Raw genomic sequence first — 1,179 nt, 5'->3', positions numbered from 1 at the left:
CTAATGCACTCGCGGAGTATGTGAGCGGTGGCTCCCGCGAGCCCTACATCTCACTGCGCCTCACCATCTGGAACGGCACATACTGAGCGCTTGCAGCGCTGCCTCTCCAGAGCGTGGAACTCGGCTTCGCTACTGATGGAGTCCAGCTGCTTGCCGGCGGAGTCGGTGAAGGCGACCTGGGCGGGCGGCGCGGGCCGTGTGGTTGGGGCATCAGGCAGCAGCCGCCGGGATCTCGGCACGAGTCCCGAGCCGCGGTGAAGGAGTAGGAAGGACGCTCTTCCCCTCCGGGGAAGAGGTGTCGGCTCGGGCTCGGACTAGCCCACCGGCCCCGAGCTGGGCAGGAACCGGCCCTCTCCGAAACCACGGTCAACCCGTTGAGCAACCTCGATCACAACCCGAGCCGGGCAACCTCGATCTCGACGAGGAGGGCGACCTGTTGAGCAACCGCCGCCGGTCCGCCGGCGAACGACCGCCCCGGCCGCCGCGCAGCTCGAGGAGAAGACCCTCTTCCCCTCTGGGAAGAGGGGTCGGCGCGCGTTCCGAGTGACCCGCACCCCCTGAACTGCGGGAACGTGGCTCCGCGGAATGGGCCACGGCAACCTGTAGGGCAACGCGTACGGCAACGCGTACAACAGCCGGATAGACCACCTGTAGGGGAACCCGTAGGACCACTGCCCGAGGTCGGCCACCGCCAGGACCAGGACTAGGACCAGGACCGCGGCGATGCCGCCCGGTTCGCGGTACCGGGCCCGGCCGCCGGTGCGCCGGGCCAGACTGGCGGCATGACGCACCCGCGGGTCTACGGCAGCGAGCCCGCGACCGGTCCCGAGCCCGGCCGCGCCTACCGCGAGCTGATGGGCGGTCCGCTGGACGGGCAGCTGCTCGATGTCGCCGGCTGGAGCGACGAGATCTAGAACTCACCCCGCCGCCGGGGCGGCTGGACCCCGTTCAAGACGAGCAGATCGAGACCGGGGCGTTCCTGATCGCCCCGTACAGCGCCTACCCCGGCGGGCGCGCTTCCTACGCACCCGCCCCCGGCGCCGCGAATGGTCCATTCGTCTGGGAAAGCGACATCCCATGAACCGCATCAGCCGGGCGCTGAAACGCTGACCCAAACGCTGACCCTCGCAGCTCAGAGCACCGGTGACGGCATGCCGTCACTTCTGGACCGGCCCGCGC

General features: G+C 69.8%; 1 protein-coding gene. It reads left to right on the top strand.

What is annotated here, in order from left to right; all coding sequences use genetic code 11:
• The first annotated feature begins 782 nt into the window (after positions 1–782).
• Positions 783–914 (top strand): hypothetical protein, encoded by a 132-nt coding sequence (locus EAO73_RS37465; protein WP_412075937.1) that lies wholly within the window; start codon positions 783–785, stop codon positions 912–914.
• Positions 915–1,179 lie beyond the last annotated feature (265 nt).

It is taken from the genome of Streptomyces sp. col6 (genome assembly GCF_008042035.1).
Lineage (GTDB): Bacteria > Actinomycetota > Actinomycetes > Streptomycetales > Streptomycetaceae > Streptomyces.
This window is presented reverse-complemented; position numbering and strand designations above follow the sequence as displayed.

What these genes read in the sequence shown, in the direction of transcription:
- EAO73_RS37465 (WP_412075937.1), top strand. Translation starts at nt 783, where the DNA reads ATGACGCACCCGCGGGTCTACGGCAGCGAGCCCGCGACCGGTCCCGAG.